The organism is Leifsonia sp. PS1209 (assembly GCF_012317045.1).
Taxonomy (GTDB): domain Bacteria; phylum Actinomycetota; class Actinomycetes; order Actinomycetales; family Microbacteriaceae; genus Leifsonia.
The window spans coordinates 2,378,178-2,400,181 of record NZ_CP051154.1; the positions used below are offsets into that span (position 1 = coordinate 2,378,178).

Sequence of the window (22,004 nt, forward strand, 5' to 3'; positions counted from 1 at the left end):
CCTCGGAATCGTCGTGCTCGCGCTTGTCGTCGGGCTCGTCGGCCGGGGGGTCGAGAAGCTGTGATCGTCTTCGATGTGATCAGTGCCCTGCTCGCGGTCGCCGCGATCGCGTACCTGGTCGTCGCCCTGGTGAAGCCGGAGCGCTTCTAGTGGTGGTGTGGCTGTTCGTCGCCCAGCTGGCGACGCTCGCGCTCATCCTCGCCATCGCGTACCGCCCCCTCGGCGACTACCTGGCCCGGGTGTTCACCTCGCAGAAGGACCTCCGCGTCGAACGCGGCGTGTACCGGATGATCGGGGTCGACCCGGCGTCGGAGCAGTCCTGGCCTGCCTACCTGCGCGGCGTGCTCGCGTTCTCGGTGGTCGGCATCCTGATCGTGTACGGGCTGCAGCGGCTGCAGGAGTTCCTGCCGTACGCGCTCGGCCTGCCCGCCGTGCCGGAGGGGCTCGCGTTCAACACCGCGATCTCGTTCGTCACCAACACCAACTGGCAGTCGTACTCGCCAGAGGCGACGATGGGATACACCGTGCAGCTCGCCGGGCTCGCGGTGCAGAACTTCGTGTCCGCCGCCGTCGGCATCGCCGTGGCGGTCGCCCTGGTGCGCGGGTTCGCGCGCCGGTCGAGCGGCACCATCGGCAACTTCTGGGTCGACCTGCTGCGCGCGACCGTTCGCGTGCTGCTGCCCCTCTCGGTGATCGCGGCCGTCGTGCTGATCGCCGGGGGCACCATCCAGAACGTCGCCGGATTCCACGACGTGACGACGCTGACGGGAGCGACCCAGAGCATCCCGGGCGGACCGGTGGCGTCGCAGGAGGCGATCAAGCTGCTCGGCACGAACGGCGGCGGCTTCTTCAACGCGAACTCGGCGCATCCGTTCGAGAACCCGACCGCGTGGACGAACCTGGTCGAGATCGTGCTGATGCTGCTCATCCCGTTCTCGCTCCCCCGCGCGTTCGGCACGATGGTCGGCGACCGCCGTCAGGGCTACGCGATCCTCGCGACGATGGGCGTGCTGTTCCTCGGTTCGCTCGCCGCGATGACGGCCTTCGAGCTGTCGAGCGGGTCGCTGGAGGGCAAGGAGCAGGCGTTCGGCACCCTGGGCTCGACGCTGTTCACCACGACGAGCACACTCACCTCGACCGGTGCGGTGAACTCGATGCTGGACAGTTACAGTCCGCTCGGCGGCATGATGGCGATGATCAACATGATGCTCGGCGAGGTCGCCCCCGGCGGCGTCGGCGCCGGACTGTACGGGATGCTCGTGATCGCCGTGATCGCGGTGTTCATCGCCGGGCTGATGGTCGGCCGCACCCCCGAATACCTGGGCAAGAAGCTCGGGCCGCGGGAGATCAAGCTGGCGAGCCTGTACATCCTGACCACCCCGACACTGGTGCTCGTCGGCACCGGCCTCAGCTTCGCCATCCCCGCGATCAGGGCCGACGTGGAGAAGACCTCGATCTTCAACCCCGGCCTGCACGGCTTCAGCGAGGTGCTCTACGCGTTCACCTCCGCCGCGAACAACAACGGCTCGGCGTTCGCGGGACTCACCGCGAACACGCCGTGGCTGAACGCGGCGCTCGGCACGGCGATGTTCCTCGGGCGCTTCCTCCCGATCGTGTTCGTCCTGGCTCTGGCGGGCTCCCTCGCCGGGCAGGCGAAGATCCCGGCGACAGCCGGCACCCTCCCCACCCACCGGCCGCAGTTCGTCGGCCTGCTGGTCGGGACCGTGCTGCTCGTGTCCGCCCTCACCTATTTCCCCGTACTCGCGCTGGGTCCCCTGGCGGAAGGGCTGCAGTAGACCATGACCACCATCACCTCACAGCGGCAGACGGCCCGCGCGTTCTCGTTCGCGCAGCTCGTCGCGGCGCTCCCCGGAGCGATCCGCAAACTCGACCCGCGCTCGATGTGGCGCAACCCCGTCATGTTCATCGTGGAGGTCGGCGCTGCGCTGACCACCGTGCTCGCCATCGCGCAGCCGTTCCTCGGCGGTGCGGACAGCGCGGGCGGCCACAGCGCAGGACAGCAGAACCTCGCGTTCACCTGGGGCATCGCCGTCTGGCTCTGGCTCACCGTGATCTTCGCCAACCTCGCTGAGGCGGTCGCGGAGGGGCGGGGCAAGGCGCAGGCCGCGAGCCTGCGCGCCACCAGGTCGACCACCGTCGCCAACCGGGTCACCGGCTACGACGAGACCGCAGACCCGGATGCGCTCAGCGCCACGGTCGAGCAGGTCGCGTCGAGCGAGCTCCGGCTGGGCGACCTCGTGGTGGTCACGGCCGGGGAGCTGATCCCTGGCGACGGCGACATCGTCCGCGGCATCGCGTCGGTGGACGAGTCGGCCATCACCGGCGAGTCCGCCCCTGTCGTCCGCGAGTCCGGCGGGGACCGGAGCGCGGTCACCGGAGGAACGCGTGTGCTCTCCGACCGCATCCTGGTGCGGATCACGAGCAAGCCGGGCGAGACGTTCGTCGACAGGATGATCCGCCTGGTCGAGGGCGCCTCCCGGCAGAAGACACCGAACGAGATCGCTCTGAACATCCTGCTGGCGAGCCTGTCGATCATCTTCGTGGTGGTCGTGCTCACGCTGGCGCCGGCCGCCGGATACTCGGATGCCGCCCCGACCGTTCCCGTGCTGATCGCCCTGCTGGTCTGCCTCATCCCGACCACCATCGGCGCGCTCATCTCGGCCATCGGGATCGCCGGCATGGACAGGCTGGTGCAGCGGAACGTGCTGGCGATGTCCGGCCGTGCCGTCGAAGCGGCGGGCGACGTGACGACGCTGCTGCTCGACAAGACCGGCACCATCACGTACGGCAACCGCCGCGCGGCCGAGTTCACGCCGGTCGGCGGAGCGGACAGCATGGAACTGATCCGCGCTGCTGCGCTCTCGTCGCTGAGCGACCCGACCCCCGAGGGCGTCTCCGTGGTGGCGCTCGCCGGACAGCTCGGCTACAGCCACCAGGGCGACCTGCGCGGCGACATCGTCCCGTTCACCGCCCAGACCAGGATGAGCGGCCTCGACCTCCCGGACGGCACCAGCGTGCGGAAGGGCGCGGCGAGCGCCGTCGTCTCCTGGGTGCGGGAGTCCTCCTCCGCTGCGCCCGGCGCCCTCCGCGACCTCGACGCCGCCGTGGAGCGCATCTCGTCCGTCGGTGGAACGCCACTGGCGGTGGCGACCAGGGATGCGAGCGGCGTCGCGACCCTGCTCGGCGTGATCTACCTGAAGGACGTCGTGAAGGACGGCCTGGCCGAGCGCTTCGCCGACCTGCGCAGGATGGGTATCCGGACCGTGATGGTCACCGGGGACAACCCGCTGACGGCGAAGGCCATCGCCGCGGAGGCCGGGGTCGACGACTTCCTCGCCGAGGCGAAGCCGGAGGACAAGCTGGCGCTGATCCGGCGGGAGCAGGAGGGCGGCAACCTCGTTGCAATGACCGGCGACGGCACGAACGACGCGCCCGCCCTCGCGCAGGCCGACGTCGGCGTCGCGATGAACACCGGAACGTCGGCGGCGAAGGAGGCGGGCAACATGGTCGACCTCGACTCCGACCCGACCAAGCTGATCGACATCGTCCGGATCGGCAAGCAGCTCCTCATCACCCGCGGCGCCCTGACCACGTTCTCCATCGCGAACGACGTGGCCAAGTACTTCGCGATCATCCCGGCGATGTTCGTCGGCGCGTTCCCCGGGCTCGCTGCGCTCAACATCATGGGGCTGCACTCCCCCGCGTCCGCGATCCTCTCGGCCGTGATCTTCAACGCCATCGTGATCGTGCTGCTCATCCCGCTCGCCCTGCGCGGCGTGACGTACCGGCCGTCGAAAGCGTCGGCGCTGCTCGGCCGCAACCTGCTGATCTACGGTCTCGGCGGCATCGTCGCCCCGTTCATCGGCATCAAACTGATCGACCTGCTGGTCGCGCTGATCCCCGGTTTCTAAGGCCGGATCCAGGAAGAGAGAACGACAACCATGAACGGAATGCGTGGCGCGTGGCGCCACTACTGGGTCGCCATCCGGGCGATGATCGTGCTGACCGTCGCACTCGGGATCGTCTACCCGCTGGTGCTGACCGGCATCGGCCAGGTCGCCTTCCCCGCGCAGGCGAACGGCTCGCTGATCTCGGAGAACGGCACGACGGTCGGCTCCGCGCTGATCGGGCAGGGCTTCACGGACAAGAAGGGCAACGCGCTCGCGGAGTGGTTCCAGTCTCGGCCGTCCGCCGCGGGCGACGGCTACGACGGGGCGGCGTCCTCGGGCAGCAACCTCGGCCCGAACAACCCCGAGCTGCTGAAAGCGGTGAAGGAGCGCACCGCCGCCGTCGCGAAGGACGACGGGATCGCCGTCGCCGACGTGCCGATCGACGCGGTGACCGCATCCGGATCCGGGCTCGACCCGCACATCTCGCCCGCGTACGCGCTCGACCAGGTGCAGCGGGTGGCGCACGCCCGCGGGCTCTCCGTTGCAGCGGTCCGCGCGCTCGTCGAGTCTAAGATTCAGGGACGGGACCTCGGCTATCTGGGCGAGCCCACCGTGAACGTGCTCCAGCTGAACATCGCACTGGCGAAGATGGACGAGTAGAAGAAATGCCACGTGGCCACCTGCGGGTGATGCTCGGCGCCGCGCCGGGCGTCGGCAAGACGTACGCGATGCTCGAAGAAGGCAAGCGGCTGCTGGCGCTCGGCAAGGATGTGGTGGTCGCCGTCGTCGAGACGCACGGCCGCGCGGCGACGGCCGGCATGCTGGACGGCCTGGAGGTCGTGCCGCGCCGCACCGTCGAGCACCGCGGCGTCGAGCTGACCGAGCTCGACCTGGATGCGGTCATCGCCCGCGCCCCGCAGCTCGCGCTGGTCGACGAGCTCGCCCACACCAACGCCCCGGGCTCGGAGCACGAGAAGCGCTGGCAGGACGTGGATGCGCTGCTCGCCGCGGGCATCGACGTGATGTCGACCGTGAACATCCAGCACATCGAGTCGCTGAACGACGTGGTGGAGCAGATCACCGGCGCCCAGCAGCGGGAGACGATCCCGGATGCCGTGCTCCGCCGCGCCGACCAGATCGAGGTGGTCGACCTGGCGCCGCAGGCGCTGCGCGACCGGCTCGCCGACGGCGAGGTCTATCCGGCCGCCCGCATCGACGCCGCGCTCTCCAACTACTTCCGGCTCGGCAACCTCACCGCACTCCGGGAGCTGGCGCTGCTCTGGCTGGCCGACGAGGTCGACAGCGCGCTGCAGCAGTACCGGGCCGAGCACGGCATCGCAGGAACCTGGGAGGCCAGGGAGCGCGTGGTGGTCGCGCTCACCGGTGGTCCGGAGGGCGACACCCTGCTGCGCCGCGGCGCCAGGATCGCCGCACGGTCGGCGGGCGGAGAGCTGCTCGCCGTGCACGTGACCAGCCAGGACGGCCTCCGCGAGGCCACTCCCGGAGCGCTCGCGGCGCAGCGGGCGCTGGTCGAGCAGCTGGGCGGCAGCTACCACCAGGTGGTCGGCAGCGACATCCCGCGCGCGCTGGTCGAGTTCGCGCGCGGGGAGAATGCGACGCAGCTTGTCATCGGCGTCAGTCGTCGCAGCCGCCTCGCCGCGCTGCTGACCGGTCCGGGGATCGGGTCGACCGTGATCAGGGAATCCGGCGACATCGACGTGCACATCGTGTCGCACGCGCGGGCCGGCGGCCGGTTCTCGCTGCCGCGCGTCCGGGGCGGCCTCACCGCTCGGCGGCAGGTCTACGGGTTCGCGCTCGCCCTCGTCGGCGGTCCGCTACTGACCTGGCTGCTCACCAGCATGCGTTCGTCGGAATCGATGACGAGCGACGTGCTCGCGTATCAGCTGCTGGTGGTGATCGTCGCGCTCGTCGGCGGCATCTGGCCCGCGCTGTTCGCCGCCCTGCTGTCCGGGATCACCCTCGACTTCTTCTTCGTGGCACCGCTCTACACGATCACCATCAGCGAGCCGCTGCACCTGCTTGCGCTGGTGCTCTACCTGGTGATCGCCGCGCTCGTCAGCCTGGTGGTCGACCAGGCCGCCCGCAGGAGCAGGGCGGCGAAGCGCGCGGCGGCGGAGGCCGAACTGCTCGCGACCGTGGCCGGCGGGGTCATCCGCGGGGAGAACGCGCTGCAGGCGCTGGTCACCCGCACCAGGGAGGCGTTCGGGCTCTCCGGGGTGCGCCTGCTCGACGGCGAGGACGTCGTCTCCACCGATGGGGAGCCGTCCGACGACGAGCACACCCAGAGCATCCCGGTCGGCACCCGCGGAACCCTCGAACTCTCCGGGCGGACACTCGAAGCGGGCGACCGGCGGCTGCTCGCCGCGATCGTCGCCCAGCTCGACGCCGCCCTGGAGCACCGCGACCTGCAGGCGACGGCCAGCGAACTCGGCCCGCTCGCCCAGGCGGACCGGGTGCGCAGCGCCCTGCTCGCCGCCGTCGGTCACGATCTCCGTCGCCCCCTCGCCGCGGCGACGGCCGCCGTCACCACCCTCCGGCAGACCGACATCACCCTCGCAGGAGCCGACAGGGATGCGCTGCTCGAGACCGCGGAGGACAGCCTCGGCAACCTGGCCCAGCTCGTCACCAACCTGCTCGACGTGAGCCGGGTGCAGGCGGGTGTGCTGGCGGTCTCGCTCGCGCCGACCGACATCGACGACGTCGTGCCCGCCGCGCTCGACGAGCTGGGCGTCGGTCCGGCCGACGTGGAGCTGGACCTGCCGGACACCCTGCCGCCGGTCGCCGCCGACGGCGTGCTGCTGCAGCGCGTGCTCGTCAACCTGCTCGGCAACGCCATCCGGTTCAGCCCGGCCGACGCGCGCCCGGTGATCGCGGCCAGCGAGTTCGGCGGCCGCGTGCAGGTGCGCGTGATCGACCACGGGCCCGGCATCCCCGGCGAGCGCCGCGACGCCGTCTTCGTCCCGTTCCAGCGGCTCGGGGACACCGACAACGACACCGGCATCGGGCTGGGACTCGCACTCTCCAAGGGCTTCGTGGAGGGGATGGACGGAACGCTCGAGGTGGAGGACACCCCGGGCGGCGGTTTGACGATGGTGGTGGCGCTTCCCGTCGCGTCCACCGTGCAGCACGGAGGAGAGCCAGCGTGAGAATCCTGATCGCCGACGACGACCAGCAGATCCTCCGGGCGCTGCGCATCCTGCTGACCGCCCGCGGCTACGAGGTCAGCGTGGCCACGAACGGGGCGGAGGCGCTCAGCCAGGCCGTCGAGCACCACCCTGACCTGGTGATGCTCGACCTCGGGATGCCGGAGCTCAACGGCATCGAAGTGATCCAGGGGCTGCGCGGCTGGACGTCCGTACCCATCCTCGTGGTCTCCGGCCGCACGGACTCCGCCGACAAAGTGGATGCGCTGGACGCCGGCGCGGACGACTATGTCACCAAGCCGTTCGCCGCCGACGAGCTGCTCGCGCGCATCCGGGCGCTGACGAGGCGGCAGACGCCGTCGACGGACGAACCGGTCGTCACCTTCGGGGACATCGCCGTCGACCTGGCCGCCCGGCAGGTGACCAGGCGCACCGGCGGCGCGGAGGAGCCCGTGCGGCTGACCCCGACGGAGTGGGCGATCCTCGACGTGCTCGTGCGCAACCCGAGGAGGCTCGTGACCCGGCAGGCGTTGCTGACGCAGGTCTGGGGGCCGCAGTACACGAGCGACACCGGCTACCTGCGGCTCTACCTGGCGCAGCTGCGCAAGAAGCTGGAACCCGAGCCTGCGCACCCGCGGTATCTGCTGACCGAGCCGGGGATGGGCTACCGGTTCGTGCCGGACCCGGACTGACCCGGCCGGTTCAGATCGAGCTTCGCCACGGTGGTCGCCGGGTCTGTGTCGTCCACCCGGTCCACGATCAGTGCATCCGGTGTGCACTGCCACAGCATCTGCACCGCGCGCACCCCGGCGACGGTGGTGAGCAGCGCGAGTCCCAGCGTCACCGCGAACGCGGCCACCCAGTAGACGAGGTTGCCGACGGCGCTCTGGAACATGTCGGCGCGGGCGGCGAACTCGAACGAGTCGACGGGAGGCGTCACGAACGACGGCATGGTGAAGAAGAACCAGACGCAGAACCAGTAGCCGATCGCGACGAGCACGATCACGAGCGCCGTGAGGGCACTCGCCGTCTCGGCGATCCGTCTGGTGTTCGGCTGCTTCGCTGTCACCCTGCCTCGATCCGTCCCCTCGAGTATTCCGGTTGGGCATCCCGGTGGAGGAATGGGCCGGCTGTTACGCCGGGTTCTGTCCTGGTGCGAAAGCACCGTGGACGGCCATCTATCTCGGGACGACGTTACCGCCGCCCTCTAGCGGTCTACCCGGAAACTCGGCGAGCAGCCTCAACGTTTCCTGTCTGACCTTGCTCCGGGCGAGGTTTACCGAGCCGGCCGGGTCACCCCGGTCGCTGGTGGGCTCTTACCCCACCGTTTCACCCTTACCGCGGAAACGACCCGAAGGTCGCATCCCGTGGCGGTCTGTTCTCTGTGGCACTGTCTCGCGGGTTGCCCCGGGTGGGTGTTACCCACCGCCCTGCTCTGTGGAGCCCGGACGTTCCTCGGCGGCCTGCCGAAGCAGACCGACGCGACCGTCTTGCCGGCCCATTCGCCTCCAGACTATCGCAGCGGCTAGAGCCCGGACTCCTCGTTCCTGATCAGGATGGCGCCGCTGTCCGGGCAGAGCACGACGTCGTCGTCCGCCGCGCGGCGGATGACGGACAGGTCGGATTCGGTGAGCTTCACGTTGCTGCCCATCGAGACGCCGCGCACGAGCAGGGCCGCTCCGATGCCGTAGCGGGCGCGCTGCTTCTCGTAGAGCTCGACCAGGTCGGCGGGGATGCCGGACACGATCGCTTCCCTGTCCTTCGCGAGGGCCGTGCGCTGCGCATCCACCTTCGCCAGCTCGTCGGCCTTCGCCGCCTCCAGCGCCTGGACCCTGCTGTCGAGCTCCGCGCGCTCCGCCTCGACGGCGGCGAGCGCCGCCTCCTGCTCCTCGACGCGCTCCATCACCGTGAGCTCGATCTCCTCGAGGTCGTCGCGGCGCTTGCCGAGCGCGGTCAGTTCGGCTTCGAGCGCCTGCACGTCCTTGGTGGAGGAGGTCTGCTGCAGGCGTCCGCTGTCGCGTTCCATGCGCGCCTCGACAACGGCGACATCGGATTCGACGCGCTTCAGTTCTGCGCGGGAGTCCTCGAGTTCGCCCGTGCGGGCGATCCAGCGGGTGCGGAGCGCATCCACGTCGGGCTGCAGCGCAGCGAGCTCGGCGAGCTGCGGGAGGTTCTTGGCGACGTGGTTGAGCTGGTTCAGGCGGGTGTCCGCCGTCTGGAGGCGAAGGAGCTCGTTCTGGTCGGTGGGGCTGGCTTTCACGGTTGTCCGCTCTCTGTGGATGGCTGGTGTGTGCGGGGCGCGATCACTGGAGGATCGCGAAGTCCCACGGGTCTGTTCTCAGGTCGCTGACCTCGACGACGCCGCCGGGCAGTTCCCGCCTGAGCTGCTCGGCCGCCGTGTCGAGCCACAGCCACTCGCTCGCCCAGTGGGAGACGTCGAGGAGGGCAGGCCCCCCTCCGACGGCCGCCTGCTCGCGCGCCTCGGACGCCGGGTGGTGGCGGAGATCTGCGGTGATGTAGACGTCGGCGGCGCGCACCGCGTCCGTGCCGAGCAGCGAGTCTCCTGCTCCTCCGCAGACGGCGACGGTGCTGACCGGCTGCTGGTAGTCGCCCGCCGCCCGGATGCCGCCCGCTGTGGCGGGCAGGATCTCGGCGAGGCGCCGGGCGAGCGCGCCGAGCGTCGTCGGCTCCGCGAGCGTCCCGATCCTGCCGATGCCGGTGTCGCCCGCTCCCCCGGCCGAAGGCGCGATCGGCGTCGTGGCGGTGAGCCCGAGCAGCGAAGCGAGCACAGCGGAGGTGCCGTCGGCGACGACGTCGGCGTTGGTGTGCGCCGCGATCAGGGCGCAGTCCGCCTTGATCAGTCGTGCGAGGATCGCGCCCTTGTATCTGTCCTCCGCCACGCTCGTCACGCCGCGCAGCAGCAGAGGGTGGTGGGTGAGCAGCAGGTCCGCTCCCCCGTCGACGGCCTCCCCGACGGTCGCGGAGACCGCGTCGACGGCGAGCAGGATACGCTCGATGGGCGCTGCCGGATCTCCGGCGACGAGACCGGGCGCATCCCATGCCTCTGCTCCGGAGAGCGGCCAGAGCCGCTCGACGGTCTCGCGGACGGAAGCAAGCGTATGGGGCACGGGATAGAGCCTACTTGCCGAGGGACAGCGCCGCGGTGTCGATGGAGTCTTCCTGCTGGCGGAGCGCAGGCACACCCGCGACGATCGGGGTCAGCAGGCCGATGCCGAGCGCGACCACGACGCCGATGTCCGTCGTGCCGAGGTCGCTGCCCGGTGCCACGCCGAGCAGCCGGAACAGGTAGCCCTCCCAGCGCAGCCACGGCAGGTCGGACGAGATCAGGCCGAGGCCGATCACCGTGGCGGCGGCGAGCATCCCGAGGTTGGTCCAGCGCCAGTCCGGGTATGCTCCGCCGGCGTGCAGCAGGGACGGCTGGTGGAAGCGCCGGGTGCGCAGCATCATCTCCGCGACGAACAGCCCGGCCCACGCGGCCACGGGCACGGCGAGCGTCGTCGGCAGACTCCGGACGACGCTGGACAGGTCGCTCACGGTCGCGGCGAGCACGAACCCGGCGAGCGCGATGGCGCCGCCGACGGCGACCGTGCTCCATCTCCTGCCCAGGCGAGCGCCCAGCGCCTCCAGGGTGAACCCGCCGGAGTAGATGTTCAGCACGAGCCCCGAGATCAGGCCGAGGCCGACGGCGAGCAGCAGCGGCACGGGATACCAGCCCGGGAGGCCGAGCCGGGAGAACGCGCTCACCGGGTTGCTCGCGAAGTCCTCGGCGAGCGCCCTGTTCGACGCGGCGAGCAGGCCGCCGTACGAGATGAGGACGAACGGCGGGAGGGCGGCCCCGAAGGTGGCCCAGAGCATCCCCGTCGCACCCGACGAGGTCGGCCGCTGGTAGCGGGCGACGTCGGCGCTGCTGTTCGCCCAGGCGAGCCCGAGGTAGCTGAAGACGAGCACGGCGCCGGTGATGACCCTCAGCCAGATCGCGTCGGGCGCGGCGAGCGCGGTCGGCAGGTCGACGAAGCGCCAGGTGACGGCCACCATCACGACGATGAGTACACCGGATGCGATGGTCAGTACCAGCTGCACGCGCGCGACGAGCGCGTAGCCGAAGTATGCGACCGCGAGCGCCGCGCCGATCGTCACCACGATGCCCGCCGTCGTCGGCAGCACGGGGTCGGCCGCCCAGCCCTCCGCGGTGAACAGCGTGCCGGCAGACGCTCCGGCCAGCCACAGCAGCACGGCGCCCCAGAACAGCCTGGTGAGCAGCGCGAGGGCTGCCGGCACCACGTTCCCGCGCAGGCCGAACGTCGCCCGGGACACCACCATCGTCGGCTGCCCGCTCCACTTCCCGGCGAGCGTGCCGAGTCCGAGCGGCAGGAACGACAGCGCCACCCCGACCAGCGTGGCGACCAGCATCTGCCGCAGGCTGAGGCCCAGCGTGAAGAGGGTCGCACCGACGCCGACGCTGATCAGCGACGATGTCGCCGCGAACCACAGCCAGAAGAGCCGGGATGCGCGCCCCACCCGCCGCTCCACCGGCGTCGGCCGCAGGTCGGCGTCCTCCACCTCGAACGGAGGGGCTGGCACGGGTTCGTCGCCGAACAGGATGCGCTCCCCGGTCGCCACCCGCGCGCTCGCCACCGGAGCCGCGAGCGATCCGGTTGGCAGGCGCACGTCGTCGGCGTCGTCCACCAGGTCGTCGTCGATGGCGTCGCCGACCGGCCCTGCGACCCCGAGGTCGTGGGCGGCGATGGCGCCGGTGCCGACGAGCGGGAGCGGCACGGAGTCCAGGCTCAGCGCATCCGGATGCTCGACCGGCAGCGGGGCGAGCGGCACGACGGGCACGGGCTCCGAGTCCCGCGGCGCGAGTTCGAGAGGCACGAGATCGAGCGGCTCCGGCCTCCGCTGCCCGGCGGGCGGGACCCGCGCGGACGGTGCGATCCACGCGCTGAAGGTCGGCTGGGCGCCGGGCTCGACACGCGGAGTGGGGAGGTCGTCGAAGCTGATGAGCTGGGTGGGGAGTCCGTCGGTGTCCGACAGCTCCTCGGCGTCGGCGTCCGCGGCGGCGTCCGCGTCGTCAGCATCAGGCGGGTACTGGATCGGGATCGCAGCGGTCGCGCGGGCCACCAGCACGCTCTCCAGGTGCTCGATCGCCGCGAGCGTGTCGTGTGCAGCCAGGTCGTGGCCGACGAGCTCCTTCACCTCGTCGTCGGTGAGGGAGCCGGGGTCCGGTTCGACCTCGTCGCCTTCCATGACGAAAGCCTAGCGATGTGACAGGTCCACACGCCGGTTCGGGGCTACGATCTACTCGATGAGCGAGACGATCGAGACACCGTACGAAGACCTGCTGCGCGACGTGCTCGCGAACGGCGCCCAGAAGTCCGATCGCACGGGCACAGGAACGCGCAGCGTGTTCGGCCGCCAGCTGCGATTCGACCTCGCGGACGGCTTCCCGCTGATCACCACCAAGCGGGTGCACTTCAAGTCGATCGCCTACGAACTGCTCTGGTTCCTCCGCGGCGACAGCAACGTCGGCTGGCTGCGCGAGAACGGCGTCACCATCTGGGACGAGTGGGCAGACGAGCAGGGCGAGCTCGGACCGGTCTACGGCGTGCAGTGGCGATCCTGGCCGGCGCCCGACGGCAGCCACATCGACCAGATCAGCCAGGTGATCGACACCCTCCGCAGCGACCCGGACTCCCGCCGCATCATCGTGTCCGCCTGGAACGTCGCGGACATCCCGCAGATGGCGCTCGCGCCCTGCCACGCCTTCTTCCAGTTCTACGTCGCAGACGGCAAGCTCTCCTGCCAGCTCTACCAGCGCAGTGCAGACATGTTCCTCGGCGTGCCGTTCAACATCGCCAGCTACGCGCTGCTCACCATGATGGTCGCCCAGCAGGTCGGCCTGGAGCCCGGAGAGTTCGTCTGGACGGGCGGTGACGTCCACATCTACGACAACCACGTCGCCCAGGTGGAGGAGCAGCTGTCCCGCGACCCGTACCCCGCACCGACGCTGCGGTTCGCCAGGGAGCCGGAGAGCATCTTCGACTACCGCTACGAGGACTTCGTGATCGAGGACTACCAGCACCACCCGGCCATCCGGGCGCTGGTCGCCGTATGACGGTCGCGCTCATCTGGGCCGAGGCGCACGACCGCGTGATCGGCTCCGGCGGCGCCATGCCCTGGCACCTGCCGGAAGACCTGAAGCACTTCCGCGCCCTCACCGGCGACGACACCGTCGTGATGGGCAGGCGCACCTGGGAGTCGCTGCCGGAGCGGTTCCGTCCGCTCCCCGGCCGCACGAACGTCGTGGTCACCCGTCAGGCCGACTGGTCGTCGCCCGGCGCCGTCGTCGCGCACAGCATCGACGAGGCGCTGGCCGCCTCCCCCAATGCGGCCACCTGGGTGATCGGCGGCTCCGAGCTGTTCGCGCTCACCGCGCAGACCGCAGACCGCATCGAGGTCACCGAGATCGACATCGCCGTCGACGGGGACACCTGGGCGCCGGAACTCGATCCGACCGGCTGGACCGTCGAGCGGGAGGACTGGCAGACCGCGGCGAACGGGATGCGCTACCGCTTCGTCCACTGGATCAGGTGAGCCCGGCCACCAGATTCACGGTCGTCGCCAGGATCACGGAGCCGAACAGGTACGACAGCAGCGTGTGCCGCAGGATGGCGCGCCGGATGTGCGGGTTGCCGATGTTGGTGTCGCTCACCTGAAACGTCATCCCGAGGGTGAACGAGAGATAGGCGAAGTCGCTGTACCGGGGCGGCGCCTCCTGGTTGAAGTCGATGCCGCCGACCGGGTTGTGGTAATACATCCGGGCGTACCGGAGCGTGTAGATGGTGTGCACCAGGGTCCAGGACAGCCCGACGGAGGCGATCGCGAGGAGCGCGAGCCAGGCCTGCGGGGCGCCGTGCACCTGCCGGGCGGCCACCAGCACGACGACGATGGCGACGACGCCGGCCAGGCTGGCGATCAGCAGCAGCAGGTCGGAGGTCCTGGTGCCGGGATCCTCCCTGGTCGCGTGGCTGCGCGTCTTGTCCGCGTCCATCCGCCAGACGATGGCCCACACCCAGACGATGTAGACCACGCAGGCGGCTGCCCATCCGGTGATCGCCGCGAACGGCCACGCTCCGAGCACCCCGGTGATCATCGCCACGATGAAACCGACCAGGAACGCCGCGCTCATCCGCAGCCTCGAACGGCCGCGCGTCTTCACATCTTCCGCCACACCTGCGATGTTCGCACACGCTCGCCGCCAGGAGCCCACGCCACTGCGGGCGCGGCTACGATCGGATGGTGACTTCCGCGCCATCTGCCCTCGCTGCCCTGTCCCCCGACGCGCTCCGCGCCGCTCACGCCGAATTCGCCGCGGCGTACGACGAACTGCGCAGCGCCGGTCTGAAGCTCGACCTCACGCGCGGCAAGCCGTCCGCCGAGCAGCTCGACCTCTCGAACGACCTGCTGCACCTGCCGGACGGCGCGTACCGGGATGCGGCGGGCACCGACCTCCGCAACTACGGAGGAGCGGCGGGGCTGCCCGAGCTGCGCGCCATCTTCTCGGACGCGATGCAGGTTCCCGTGCCGCAGCTCCTCGCGCTCGGGAACGCCAGCCTCACGGTCATGCACGACGTCATCGTCCAGGCGCTGCTGCACGGCGTGCCGGGCGGCGAGCGTCCGTGGGGTGCCCAGCCGATCAGCTTCCTCGCCCCCGTGCCCGGCTACGACAGGCACTTCACGATCTGCGAGCGCTACGGCATCCGCCTCATCCCCGTCCCGCTGAACGACGACGGCCCCGACGTGGATGCGGTGGCCGCCCTGCTCGCCACCGACGACAGCATCAAGGGAATGTGGTGCGTCCCCGTCTACTCGAACCCGAGCGGGGCGGTGTACTCGGAGGAGGTCGTCCGCGCCCTCGTCTCGCTGCCCGCGGCGGCCGACTTCCGCCTGTTCTGGGACAACGCGTACGCCGTGCACCACCTCACCGACGAGCGCCCGGCGCCGATCGACGTGCTCGCCCTGGCCGCCGAGGCCGGCAACCCCGACCGCCCTCTGGTGTTCGCCTCCACGTCCAAGGTCACCTTCCCCGGCGCGGGCGTCGCGTTCGCCGGCGGCTCGCCCGCCAACGTCGAGTGGATGCTGCACAACCTGTCGGCGCAGAGCATCGGCCCGGACAAGCTCAACCAGCTCCGTCACGTCCAGCTGCTCCGCGATGCGGACGGGCTGGCCGAGAAGATGGAGAAGCACCGCGCCATCCTCGAACCCAAGTTCGCCGCCGTTTCCCAAGCGTTCGAGCGCCGTCTCGCGCCGTACGGTGGCGGCACCTGGACGGCGCCGAAGGGCGGATACTTCGTCAGCCTCGACGTGCTCGACGGCTGCGCGAAGCGCGCGGTGCAGCTCGCCGCGGAGGCCGGCATCGCTGTCACCCCCGCCGGTGCGACCTTCCCGTACGGCGACGACCCGCGCGACACGAACATCCGGATCGCGCCGACGTTCCCTCCGCTCGCGGAGCTGGAGACGGCGCTGGACGGGCTCTGCACGGCCATCCTGCTCGCCGAGGCCGAGCTGCTGCTGGCGAACGGCGACGCCGGGCAGGCATGACCGGCTGGACCGTGCGCGCGAGCGTCGAGGACGATTGGCAGGCGTACCGCGCCCTCCGGCTGGAGATGCTCGAGGACACGCCCATCGCGTTCCTCGAAACGCTCGACCACGCCCGCGCGCATCCGGACGAGCACTGGCGCAACCGGGCGGCGAACCCCACGACGACGAGCCGCCTGTTCGCGGCCGTCGCCGACGACGGCCGCTGGCTCGGCACGATGGGCGGCTTCCACGCGACGGGCGCTCCGGCCCCGCACCTGGTGGGCGTCTACATCACGCCGGAGTTCCGCGGCCGCGTGCACGGCATGGCCGACGCGCTCCTGGATGCGGTGATCGCCTGGGCGCGTCCGCGCGGCTCACGCCTGCTCCTGCAGGTGCACGAGGCCAACACACCCGCCCAGCGCTTCTACGCCCGCCGCGGCTTCGCCCTCACGGGCAGCACCGTCCCGTACCCGCTTGACCCCAGCACCCGCGAACTCGAGATGTCCCTCCCCCTCCTCCCCTGAAAATCGAGTCCGAACTTATTCACGCGACACGCCGGTGCAGGGCGTGAATAAGTTCGGACTCGATGGTTTGGGAGAGGCGTCAGCGGACCGGACGGAAGCCGAGCGCGAGGTCGGTCAGGAGGCGGGCGCCGAAGCCGGTTGCGCCCTTGGAGCGCCAGGAGTCGTCCGTCTCGGAGTTCATCGTGCCCGCGATGTCGAGATGGGCCCACGGCACGCCGTCGACGAACTCGTTGAGGAACAGCGCGGCCGTCGTCGCCCCCGCGAACGGGCCGCCCAGGTTGGCGATGTCCGCGATGTCGGAGTCGAGCGCCTTGCGGTATTTCTTCTCCAGCGGCAGCTGCCACACCTTCTCGTCCGTTGCCGTGGCTGCGGCGGTGGCCTGGTCGACCAACGCCTGGTCGTTTCCGAACAGCGCGGCGCGGATCGGGCCGAGCGCCATCAGCGCCGCCCCGGTGAGCGTCGCGATGTCCACGATCGCATCCGGCTTCTCCTCGGCCGCGAGCGCCAGTCCGTCGCACATCGCGAGCCTGCCCTCCGCATCCGTGTTCTTCACCTCGATCGTGGTGCCGTTGCGGGCGGTGAGCACGTCGCCGAGCTTGTACGCGCTGCCGGAGGGCATGTTGTCCGTGCACATCAGGAACGCGGTCACGGTCGTGGTGCAGCCCAGGTCGCGGAGGGACGTGAAGGCGCCGAAGATCGCCGCAGCCCCTCCCATGTCCATCTTCATCAGCAGGTGCATCGGATCGGACGGCTTGAGGCTGATGCCGCCCGAGTCGTACATGATGCCCTTGCCGACCATCGCCAGGTGCCCGGTCGGCTCGCCGTTCGGGGTGTACCGGAGCTTGATCATGCGCGGCTCCTCCGCGCTTCCCGCGTTCACCCCGAGCAGGCCACCCGTTCCGAGCTCGATCAGCTGCTGCTTGTCGAACACCTCCACCTCGATGCCGAATCGCTCGGCCAGGGAGAGCGCCAGGTCGCCGAAGTCGGTGGCGGTGAGGTGGCCGGGAGGCGTGTTCGCCAAGTCGCGGGCGACGTTCGCTCCCCGGGCGCTGACGACGCCGCTCGGGATGCCCGCCGTCACCCCGGACGCGTCCACGCCGTCGGCGAGCAGTTCCACCGCCGTGAGCTCGGTCACCTTCGGGTCGCGCTTCAGCTCGCTGAACCGGTATCGGGCGAGCAGTACGCCCTCCGCCGCCACCTGTCCGACCCGCTCGGCGGGCACGGAGCCGACGTCGGTCAGCCGCAGCCCGACGCGCGCGGACGACGACGCCGCGCGGGCGAAGGCGGCGGCCGCGTCGCGCAGCGCGTCCGCGTCGATCCCGGAGGCGTCCCCCGTGCCGATCGCGTAGAGCAGCGGCGCCGAGCCGGTCGGCACCAGCAGCGTCTGGCCTGCCTTCCCGTCGAAGCCGGCGCGGGAGAGGGCGTCCCTGTCGAGACCGATGGACGCATCCACGTCGCCGTCGGAGCCGACCGTGACGCCGACAGCATCCAGGTCGGCGGAGAACGAGGCGACGGCGTCGAAGTCGACGACCCGCTCGGGGACGATCGACGGCACGGAGGTGAACGAGCCGGGGATGAGTTTGTACGCGCTGGAAGTCATGGGTTCAGTCCTTCGAGGTTGCGAGGGTGGTCACGGTGTCGCCCTGCTCGGCGACGGGGTCGTCCGGGGACTGGATGTCTTCCGGATCGGACGGTTCGAGCTGCTCGGGCAGGTCGCCAGGGCGACGTCCGGGCATCCTGCCCGCCGGGATGATCGCGAGGAGAGCGATACCGGCGAGGCCGAGCAGCGAGATGTTGAGCGCCCGGAGGCGTGCGTCGGCGTTCACGGCGACGGCCTCGTCGACCTGCGCGGGTGTCGCGTCCGTGTTCGTCGCCAGGAAGTCCTTCAGGTGATCGTTGGTGACGAAGTTGGCGTCGTCGAGGTTCACCTGCGAGACCAGCGCGGGCGGCAGGGTCGGGTGGTCGGCGAGGCTCGACGAGAGCAGGCTGCCCAGGATCCCGACCGCGAACACGCTCGCCACCGCGATCCCGACACTGCCGGAGAGGTTGTGCACGAGCCCTCGCCAGGCTCCGACATCCCCGGCGAGCTTCTTCGGGGCAGCGGAGAGCAGCGTGTTGAAGACGAGGGCGACGATCGAGCCTTGGCCGATACCGAGCACGATCAGCCCGACCACCACCACGAACTGCTCCCACTCGTTCCGCACGCTGAACGCGAGGATCACGAGCCCGGCCGCGACCACGATGAAGCCGAACCGGGCGAGCACCCGCGGCGAGAAGCGCTTGTAGAGGGTCGCCACGAACGTGCTGGCCACGAAGATCGACAGCGTGTACGGGATGACGGCGATCGAGGTCTCGAAGCTGCTTCTGCCCTGAACCACCTGGATGTACAGCGGGATGAGGAAGTTGGCGGCCGTGCCGACGAAGAGCATCGTCCCCATGCAGATCGTCACGGCGCGCTCCGAACCGGTCGCGAGCACGCGCAGGTCGAAGATGCGCGGCTTCTTCTCCGTCTGTCGCTTGCGCAGCCAGACGAAGAAGAGCTGGCCGCCGATGAGGCCGAGCAGGATCAGCACGGGCGCGGGAGACAGCCCGAGGATGGTGAACGGCGCTCCGTCCGTCGCCAGCACGACGCCCCACGGTTCGAGGCCGCTGAAGCCGAAGCTCAGCAGGATGATCGTCACGGCGGCGATCAGCGCTCCGGTCCAGTCGATCGCGAGGTCGCGCTGCGGCGGAACGACCTTGAAGCGGAAGCTGAGCAGGAAGTTGATCACGCCGAGCGCCACGATCAGCCAGAACGACCAGCGCCAGCCGATGGTGGAGGCGAACGTGCCGGCGATCAGGAGGGCGAGAACACCGGCGGCGGGGATGGCGGCGGCGAGGAGTCCGATGGCGGTCGCCTGCTGCTCGCGCTTGTAGTTGGTGGCGATGAACACCGTGAGCGCCGGGGCCACGAGCGCGATCACGGCGCCGGAGACCGCCTGCGCGATGAACAGCATGGCCGGGGTGACGCTCAGCGCGACCACCGCCATCGCGACCGCGTGGATGACGACCGCGATCTGGAACACGCGCCGCGTGCCGAACCGCGCGCCCACTTTCGCACCGAGCAGGATGAAAGCCGCCATCGCGAAGGTGCCGGCGGTGATCGCCGTGCCCACCGACGTCGCGGCCATGTGCAGGTCGGTCGTGATGCCGTGCATCGAGACGGTGAGGGTGTTGACGGCGAACGACGCCTGGATCTGCGTCAGCACGACCACGATGAGCGGCAGCCACGACGTCTTGGCTGCCGTCGTCGGGACTGTGGTAGCGGGTGAGCTCATCGCTCCGCCCTCCTCTGCTGTTCGGTTGTCTCCCTGGTGGGAACTGGCTTCATTCTGGCCGCGAGGAGGGCGGTCTGTCATTACATGTATTTAGCGGGTTTCAGGCCTCCCCGAAACCGGTCTCGATGAGGGCAGCCAGCGCATCCACTGCGGGCACGCCGTCGTCGTCGGAGGACGCGATCTCCGCGGTCGTACCCGCCGTGAGACCGAGCGACATGATGCCGAGCAGGCTCTTCGCATCCTTGCCGTTGACGGTGACGGACGCGCCGAAGGTGTTCGCGAGTTTCACGAACTCGGCGGCTGGCCTCGCGTGCAGCCCGTCCTTGTTGCGCAGGACGACCTCGCGCACGTAGCGGCCACCCGGTCCGGCGGATGCGGCAGCACCGGATGCGGGCGCAGCACCGGATGCGGACGACGCCGCCTCCGCCCACGCCGACCGCGCGTCCTCCGCCGCCGCGACGACGGCGGCCAGGTCGGCGCCGCTCTCCGCGGCCACGGCCGCGGCGACACCGCCCTCCACGAACGGCACGTCCACAACGGCCACCTGCGCGCGCTGCTCGTCGGTGAGCAGGTCGAGCACCGTCTCCGCCGTCAGCAGAGCGGAGCCGAGGTCGCTGATGACCACGACCCCCGCCCCGGCCTCGGCATCGCCGACCGCTGCGCTGACCTTCGCGAAGCTCGTCCCGATCCCGCCGTCGTCCGTCCCGCCGGCAGCGACGAACCGCACGGACGGCGCCATCTGCCCGGCCAGGGCGACGACCCCCTCCGCCAGTTGCACGCTGTGCGAGACGAACACGATCCCGACGCGCTCAGTCATCGGCTGCCGCCTCCGCCGCAGCGCGCAGCAGCAGCGCGGTCGACTGCGCACCGGGGTCCCGGTGCCCCGCAGACCGCTCCCCGAGGTAGCTCGCGCGCCCCTTGCGGGCGACGAGCGGCTCGGTCGCGACGGCTCCGGCCTCTGCGGCGTCCGCCGCCTCGCGCAGGACGTCGGCGGCGGACGCCCCGGCCTCCTGCGCCGCCCTGGCCGCATCGACCGCCGGCGTCCAGGCGTCGATCATGGTCTTGTCGCCGACCTCGGCCTTGCCGCGCGACACGATGCCGTCGCGGGCGGCGGCGAGCACGGCGACGAGCGTCGCGGCGTCGATCTCCGTCGCGTCGCCGATCGGGTCCCCCGCCTTCAGGAACGCCGTGCCGTAGAGCGGGCCGGATGCGCCGCCGACGGTGGAGATGAGGGTCATGGCGATCGACCGGAACGCCGCGTTCGGCGTCGCGTCCTCCGGCAGCTTCCCGAGCGCATCCACCACGGCGTGCATACCGCGGTCCATGTTCTCGCCGTGGTCGCCGTCGCCGATCTCGCGGTCGAGCGTGTTCAGCTCGTGCTTGTGCTCGGCGATGACCGCCGCAGCGGCCGTCATCCAGGCCTTCACCCAGTTCGTGTCGAGCGCCATGAGCGCCTCCTCTCCTCGTCGATTCTCTAGAGTCCCCAGCGGAGTGCGGCGGTGTGCACCGGCGCATCCCAGAGGGCGGTCAGTTCGTCGTCCAGCTTCAGTACCGAGATGGATGCGCCCTGCATCTCCAACGAGGTGACCAGGCTGCCGACGAGGGAACGGCCGAGCGTGATGCCGCGTTCGTCCAGGATCTGTGCAGCGCGCCGGAACACGATGTACAGCTCGGACAACGGGGTGCCGCCCATCCCGTTGACGAACAGCAGCACGGAGTCGCCGGAGGAGAACGGCAGATCGTCGAGGATCGCCGCCATCATCCTGTCCACCAGGGCGTCGGCCGGCTGCACCTTCACGCGCTCGCGGCCCGGCTCGCCGTGGATGCCGACACCGAACTCGATCTCGTCGTCCGCGAGGTCGAAGCCCGGCTCTCCGGCGTGCGGCACCGTACCCGCGGAGAGCGCGAGTCCGATCGACCGGACGTTGGCGTTCACCCGCTCGGCGATGGCGGTGACCCCGGCGAGGTCGTCTCCTCTGTCGGCGGCTGCTCCGGCGATCTTCTCGACGAGCACGGTGCCGGCCACGCCGCGGCGGCCCGCCGTGTACAGGGAGTCCTGCACGGCGACGTCGTCGTTGGTGACCACCGAGGTGACCGTGATGCCCTCCGCGGCGACCAGGTCGGCCGCCGTCTCGAAGTTCAGCACGTCCCCTGTGTAGTTCTTGACGATGTGCAGCACCCCCGCCCCGCCGTCGGCCGCCTTGGTGGCCTCGACGATCGGCATGGGCGTCGGGGAGGTGAAGACCTCGCCGGGGACGGCGGCGTCCAGCATCCCCTTGCCGACGAATCCGGCGTGGAGGGGTTCGTGACCGCTTCCGCCGCCGCTGACCAGGCCGACCTTGCCCTGCACAGGACCGTCGGCCCTGGACACGAAACGCGGGTCGTGGGACACCTTCACGATGTCCGAGTGAGCTCGGGCGAATCCGTCGAGGGATTCGTCCACGACGTCGGGTACGCCGTTGATGAGCTTCTTCATCGAAACCCTTT

20 protein-coding genes and 1 other RNA gene are annotated in these 22,004 nt (G+C 70.5%); 10 read left to right on the forward strand and 11 right to left on the reverse strand.

The genetic code is table 11. From position 1 onward, the window contains the following. The first annotated feature begins 60 nt into the window (after positions 1-60). From kdpF to HF024_RS11365, 6 genes are read left to right on the forward strand one after another with little or no spacing between them, the layout of a single operon-like run. Positions 61-150, forward strand: a complete 90-nt coding sequence (gene kdpF, locus HF024_RS19845) for a K(+)-transporting ATPase subunit F (RefSeq protein ID WP_247597084.1) — start codon at positions 61-63, stop codon at positions 148-150. Further along, on the forward strand, positions 150-1,796 hold the full coding sequence (gene kdpA / locus HF024_RS11345) for a potassium-transporting ATPase subunit KdpA (protein WP_247597085.1): 1,647 nt from the start codon (positions 150-152) through the stop codon (positions 1,794-1,796). Before kdpF ends, kdpA begins: the two co-directional genes overlap by 1 nt. A gap of 3 nt (positions 1,797-1,799) precedes the next feature. Beyond that, positions 1,800-3,932, forward strand: coding sequence for a potassium-transporting ATPase subunit KdpB (gene kdpB, locus HF024_RS11350; RefSeq protein WP_168689620.1), 2,133 nt, complete (start codon positions 1,800-1,802; stop codon positions 3,930-3,932). A gap of 30 nt (positions 3,933-3,962) precedes the next feature. Continuing rightward, positions 3,963-4,571, forward strand: a complete 609-nt coding sequence (gene kdpC / locus HF024_RS11355; RefSeq protein WP_168689621.1) for a potassium-transporting ATPase subunit KdpC — start codon at positions 3,963-3,965, stop codon at positions 4,569-4,571. 5 nt (positions 4,572-4,576) lie between these two features. Then, positions 4,577-7,078: a DUF4118 domain-containing protein gene (locus HF024_RS11360; RefSeq protein ID WP_168689622.1), complete on the forward strand. Its 2,502-nt coding sequence runs from the start codon at positions 4,577-4,579 to the stop codon at positions 7,076-7,078. Continuing rightward, positions 7,075-7,767, forward strand: coding sequence for a response regulator (locus HF024_RS11365; RefSeq protein ID WP_085367885.1), 693 nt, complete (start codon positions 7,075-7,077; stop codon positions 7,765-7,767). Before HF024_RS11360 ends, HF024_RS11365 begins: the two co-directional genes overlap by 4 nt. Here HF024_RS11365 and HF024_RS11370 read toward each other — a convergent pair. The 5 genes from HF024_RS11370 to HF024_RS11390 form a co-directional block, all read right to left on the reverse strand. Further along, on the reverse strand, positions 7,740-8,144 hold the full coding sequence (locus HF024_RS11370; protein WP_085367887.1) for a hypothetical protein: 405 nt from the start codon (positions 8,142-8,144) through the stop codon (positions 7,740-7,742). The genes HF024_RS11365 and HF024_RS11370 overlap by 28 nt on opposite strands. Positions 8,145-8,193: 49 nt before the next feature. Further along, an RNA gene (rnpB, locus tag HF024_RS11375) (RNase P RNA component class A) lies at positions 8,194-8,576 on the reverse strand. 24 nt (positions 8,577-8,600) lie between these two features. Then, the gene (locus HF024_RS11380) at positions 8,601-9,335 is read right to left on the reverse strand and encodes a hypothetical protein (RefSeq protein WP_085367889.1); all 735 of its coding nucleotides are present in this window, start codon (positions 9,333-9,335) and stop codon (positions 8,601-8,603) included. Between the two features lie 43 nt (positions 9,336-9,378). After that, positions 9,379-10,203 (reverse strand): Nif3-like dinuclear metal center hexameric protein, encoded by an 825-nt coding sequence (locus tag HF024_RS11385; protein WP_168689623.1) that lies wholly within the window; start codon positions 10,201-10,203, stop codon positions 9,379-9,381. Between the two features lie 10 nt (positions 10,204-10,213). Further along, on the reverse strand, positions 10,214-12,343 hold the full coding sequence (locus tag HF024_RS11390) for a cytosine permease (RefSeq protein ID WP_168689624.1): 2,130 nt from the start codon (positions 12,341-12,343) through the stop codon (positions 10,214-10,216). Between the two features lie 58 nt (positions 12,344-12,401). Here HF024_RS11390 and HF024_RS11395 point away from each other — a divergent pair, with 58 nt between their 5' ends. Together HF024_RS11395 and HF024_RS11400 are read left to right on the forward strand one after the other, a co-directional pair. Beyond that, positions 12,402-13,211, forward strand: coding sequence for a thymidylate synthase (locus HF024_RS11395; RefSeq protein WP_168689625.1), 810 nt, complete (start codon positions 12,402-12,404; stop codon positions 13,209-13,211). Then, entirely contained in the window at positions 13,208-13,690 is a 483-nt protein-coding gene (locus HF024_RS11400) for a dihydrofolate reductase (RefSeq protein WP_168689626.1), read from the forward strand. Before HF024_RS11395 ends, HF024_RS11400 begins: the two co-directional genes overlap by 4 nt. Here the strand turns inward: HF024_RS11400 and HF024_RS11405 are convergent. Beyond that, the gene (locus HF024_RS11405; RefSeq protein WP_168689627.1) at positions 13,683-14,285 is read right to left on the reverse strand and encodes a DUF1345 domain-containing protein; all 603 of its coding nucleotides are present in this window, start codon (positions 14,283-14,285) and stop codon (positions 13,683-13,685) included. The two genes, HF024_RS11400 and HF024_RS11405, sit on opposite strands and share 8 nt — an antisense overlap. Before the next feature lie 110 nt (positions 14,286-14,395). On the opposite strand from HF024_RS11405, the gene HF024_RS11410 reads away from it, so the two are divergent. Next, the gene (locus HF024_RS11410) at positions 14,396-15,697 is read left to right on the forward strand and encodes an aminotransferase class I/II-fold pyridoxal phosphate-dependent enzyme (RefSeq protein WP_247597086.1); all 1,302 of its coding nucleotides are present in this window, start codon (positions 14,396-14,398) and stop codon (positions 15,695-15,697) included. Next, positions 15,694-16,200 carry a GNAT family N-acetyltransferase gene (locus HF024_RS11415; RefSeq protein WP_168689629.1) on the forward strand — a complete coding sequence of 169 codons (507 nt, stop codon included), beginning with the start codon at positions 15,694-15,696 and terminating at the stop codon, positions 16,198-16,200. Before HF024_RS11410 ends, HF024_RS11415 begins: the two co-directional genes overlap by 4 nt. 79 nt (positions 16,201-16,279) lie before the next feature. Here HF024_RS11415 and HF024_RS11420 read toward each other — a convergent pair whose 3' ends face one another. The 5 genes from HF024_RS11420 to dhaK form a co-directional block, all read right to left on the reverse strand. Then, on the reverse strand, positions 16,280-17,800 hold the full coding sequence (locus HF024_RS11420) for a leucyl aminopeptidase (RefSeq protein WP_168689630.1): 1,521 nt from the start codon (positions 17,798-17,800) through the stop codon (positions 16,280-16,282). Between the two features lie 4 nt (positions 17,801-17,804). Continuing rightward, entirely contained in the window at positions 17,805-19,517 is a 1,713-nt protein-coding gene (locus HF024_RS11425; protein ID WP_168689631.1) for an MFS transporter, read from the reverse strand. 100 nt (positions 19,518-19,617) lie between these two features. Then, entirely contained in the window at positions 19,618-20,334 is a 717-nt protein-coding gene (dhaM, locus tag HF024_RS11430) for a dihydroxyacetone kinase phosphoryl donor subunit DhaM (RefSeq protein ID WP_168689632.1), read from the reverse strand. Further along, complete coding sequence (gene dhaL / locus HF024_RS11435) at positions 20,327-20,965, reverse strand: dihydroxyacetone kinase subunit DhaL (RefSeq protein WP_168689633.1); 639 nt, start codon at positions 20,963-20,965, stop codon at positions 20,327-20,329. Before dhaL ends, dhaM begins: the two co-directional genes overlap by 8 nt. Before the next feature lie 26 nt (positions 20,966-20,991). Continuing rightward, complete coding sequence (gene dhaK / locus HF024_RS11440; RefSeq protein WP_168689634.1) at positions 20,992-21,993, reverse strand: dihydroxyacetone kinase subunit DhaK; 1,002 nt, start codon at positions 21,991-21,993, stop codon at positions 20,992-20,994. Between the last annotated feature and the right edge of the window lie 11 nt (positions 21,994-22,004).

What these genes read in the sequence shown, in the direction of transcription:
- HF024_RS11405 (WP_168689627.1), bottom strand. Translation starts at nt 14,285, where the DNA reads ATGAGCGCGGCGTTCCTGGTCGGTTTCATCGTGGCGATGATCACCGGG.
- HF024_RS11415 (WP_168689629.1), top strand. Translation starts at nt 15,694, where the DNA reads ATGACCGGCTGGACCGTGCGCGCGAGCGTCGAGGACGATTGGCAGGCG.
- HF024_RS11420 (WP_168689630.1), bottom strand. Translation starts at nt 17,800, where the DNA reads ATGACTTCCAGCGCGTACAAACTCATCCCCGGCTCGTTCACCTCCGTG.
- HF024_RS11360 (WP_168689622.1), top strand. Translation starts at nt 4,577, where the DNA reads ATGCCACGTGGCCACCTGCGGGTGATGCTCGGCGCCGCGCCGGGCGTC.
- kdpC (WP_168689621.1), top strand. Translation starts at nt 3,963, where the DNA reads ATGAACGGAATGCGTGGCGCGTGGCGCCACTACTGGGTCGCCATCCGG.
- dhaL (WP_168689633.1), bottom strand. Translation starts at nt 20,965, where the DNA reads ATGGCGCTCGACACGAACTGGGTGAAGGCCTGGATGACGGCCGCTGCG.
- kdpB (WP_168689620.1), top strand. Translation starts at nt 1,800, where the DNA reads ATGACCACCATCACCTCACAGCGGCAGACGGCCCGCGCGTTCTCGTTC.
- dhaM (WP_168689632.1), bottom strand. Translation starts at nt 20,334, where the DNA reads ATGACTGAGCGCGTCGGGATCGTGTTCGTCTCGCACAGCGTGCAACTG.
- HF024_RS11425 (WP_168689631.1), bottom strand. Translation starts at nt 19,517, where the DNA reads ATGAGCTCACCCGCTACCACAGTCCCGACGACGGCAGCCAAGACGTCG.
- dhaK (WP_168689634.1), bottom strand. Translation starts at nt 21,993, where the DNA reads ATGAAGAAGCTCATCAACGGCGTACCCGACGTCGTGGACGAATCCCTC.
- HF024_RS11390 (WP_168689624.1), bottom strand. Translation starts at nt 12,343, where the DNA reads ATGGAAGGCGACGAGGTCGAACCGGACCCCGGCTCCCTCACCGACGAC.
- HF024_RS11395 (WP_168689625.1), top strand. Translation starts at nt 12,402, where the DNA reads ATGAGCGAGACGATCGAGACACCGTACGAAGACCTGCTGCGCGACGTG.
- HF024_RS11400 (WP_168689626.1), top strand. Translation starts at nt 13,208, where the DNA reads ATGACGGTCGCGCTCATCTGGGCCGAGGCGCACGACCGCGTGATCGGC.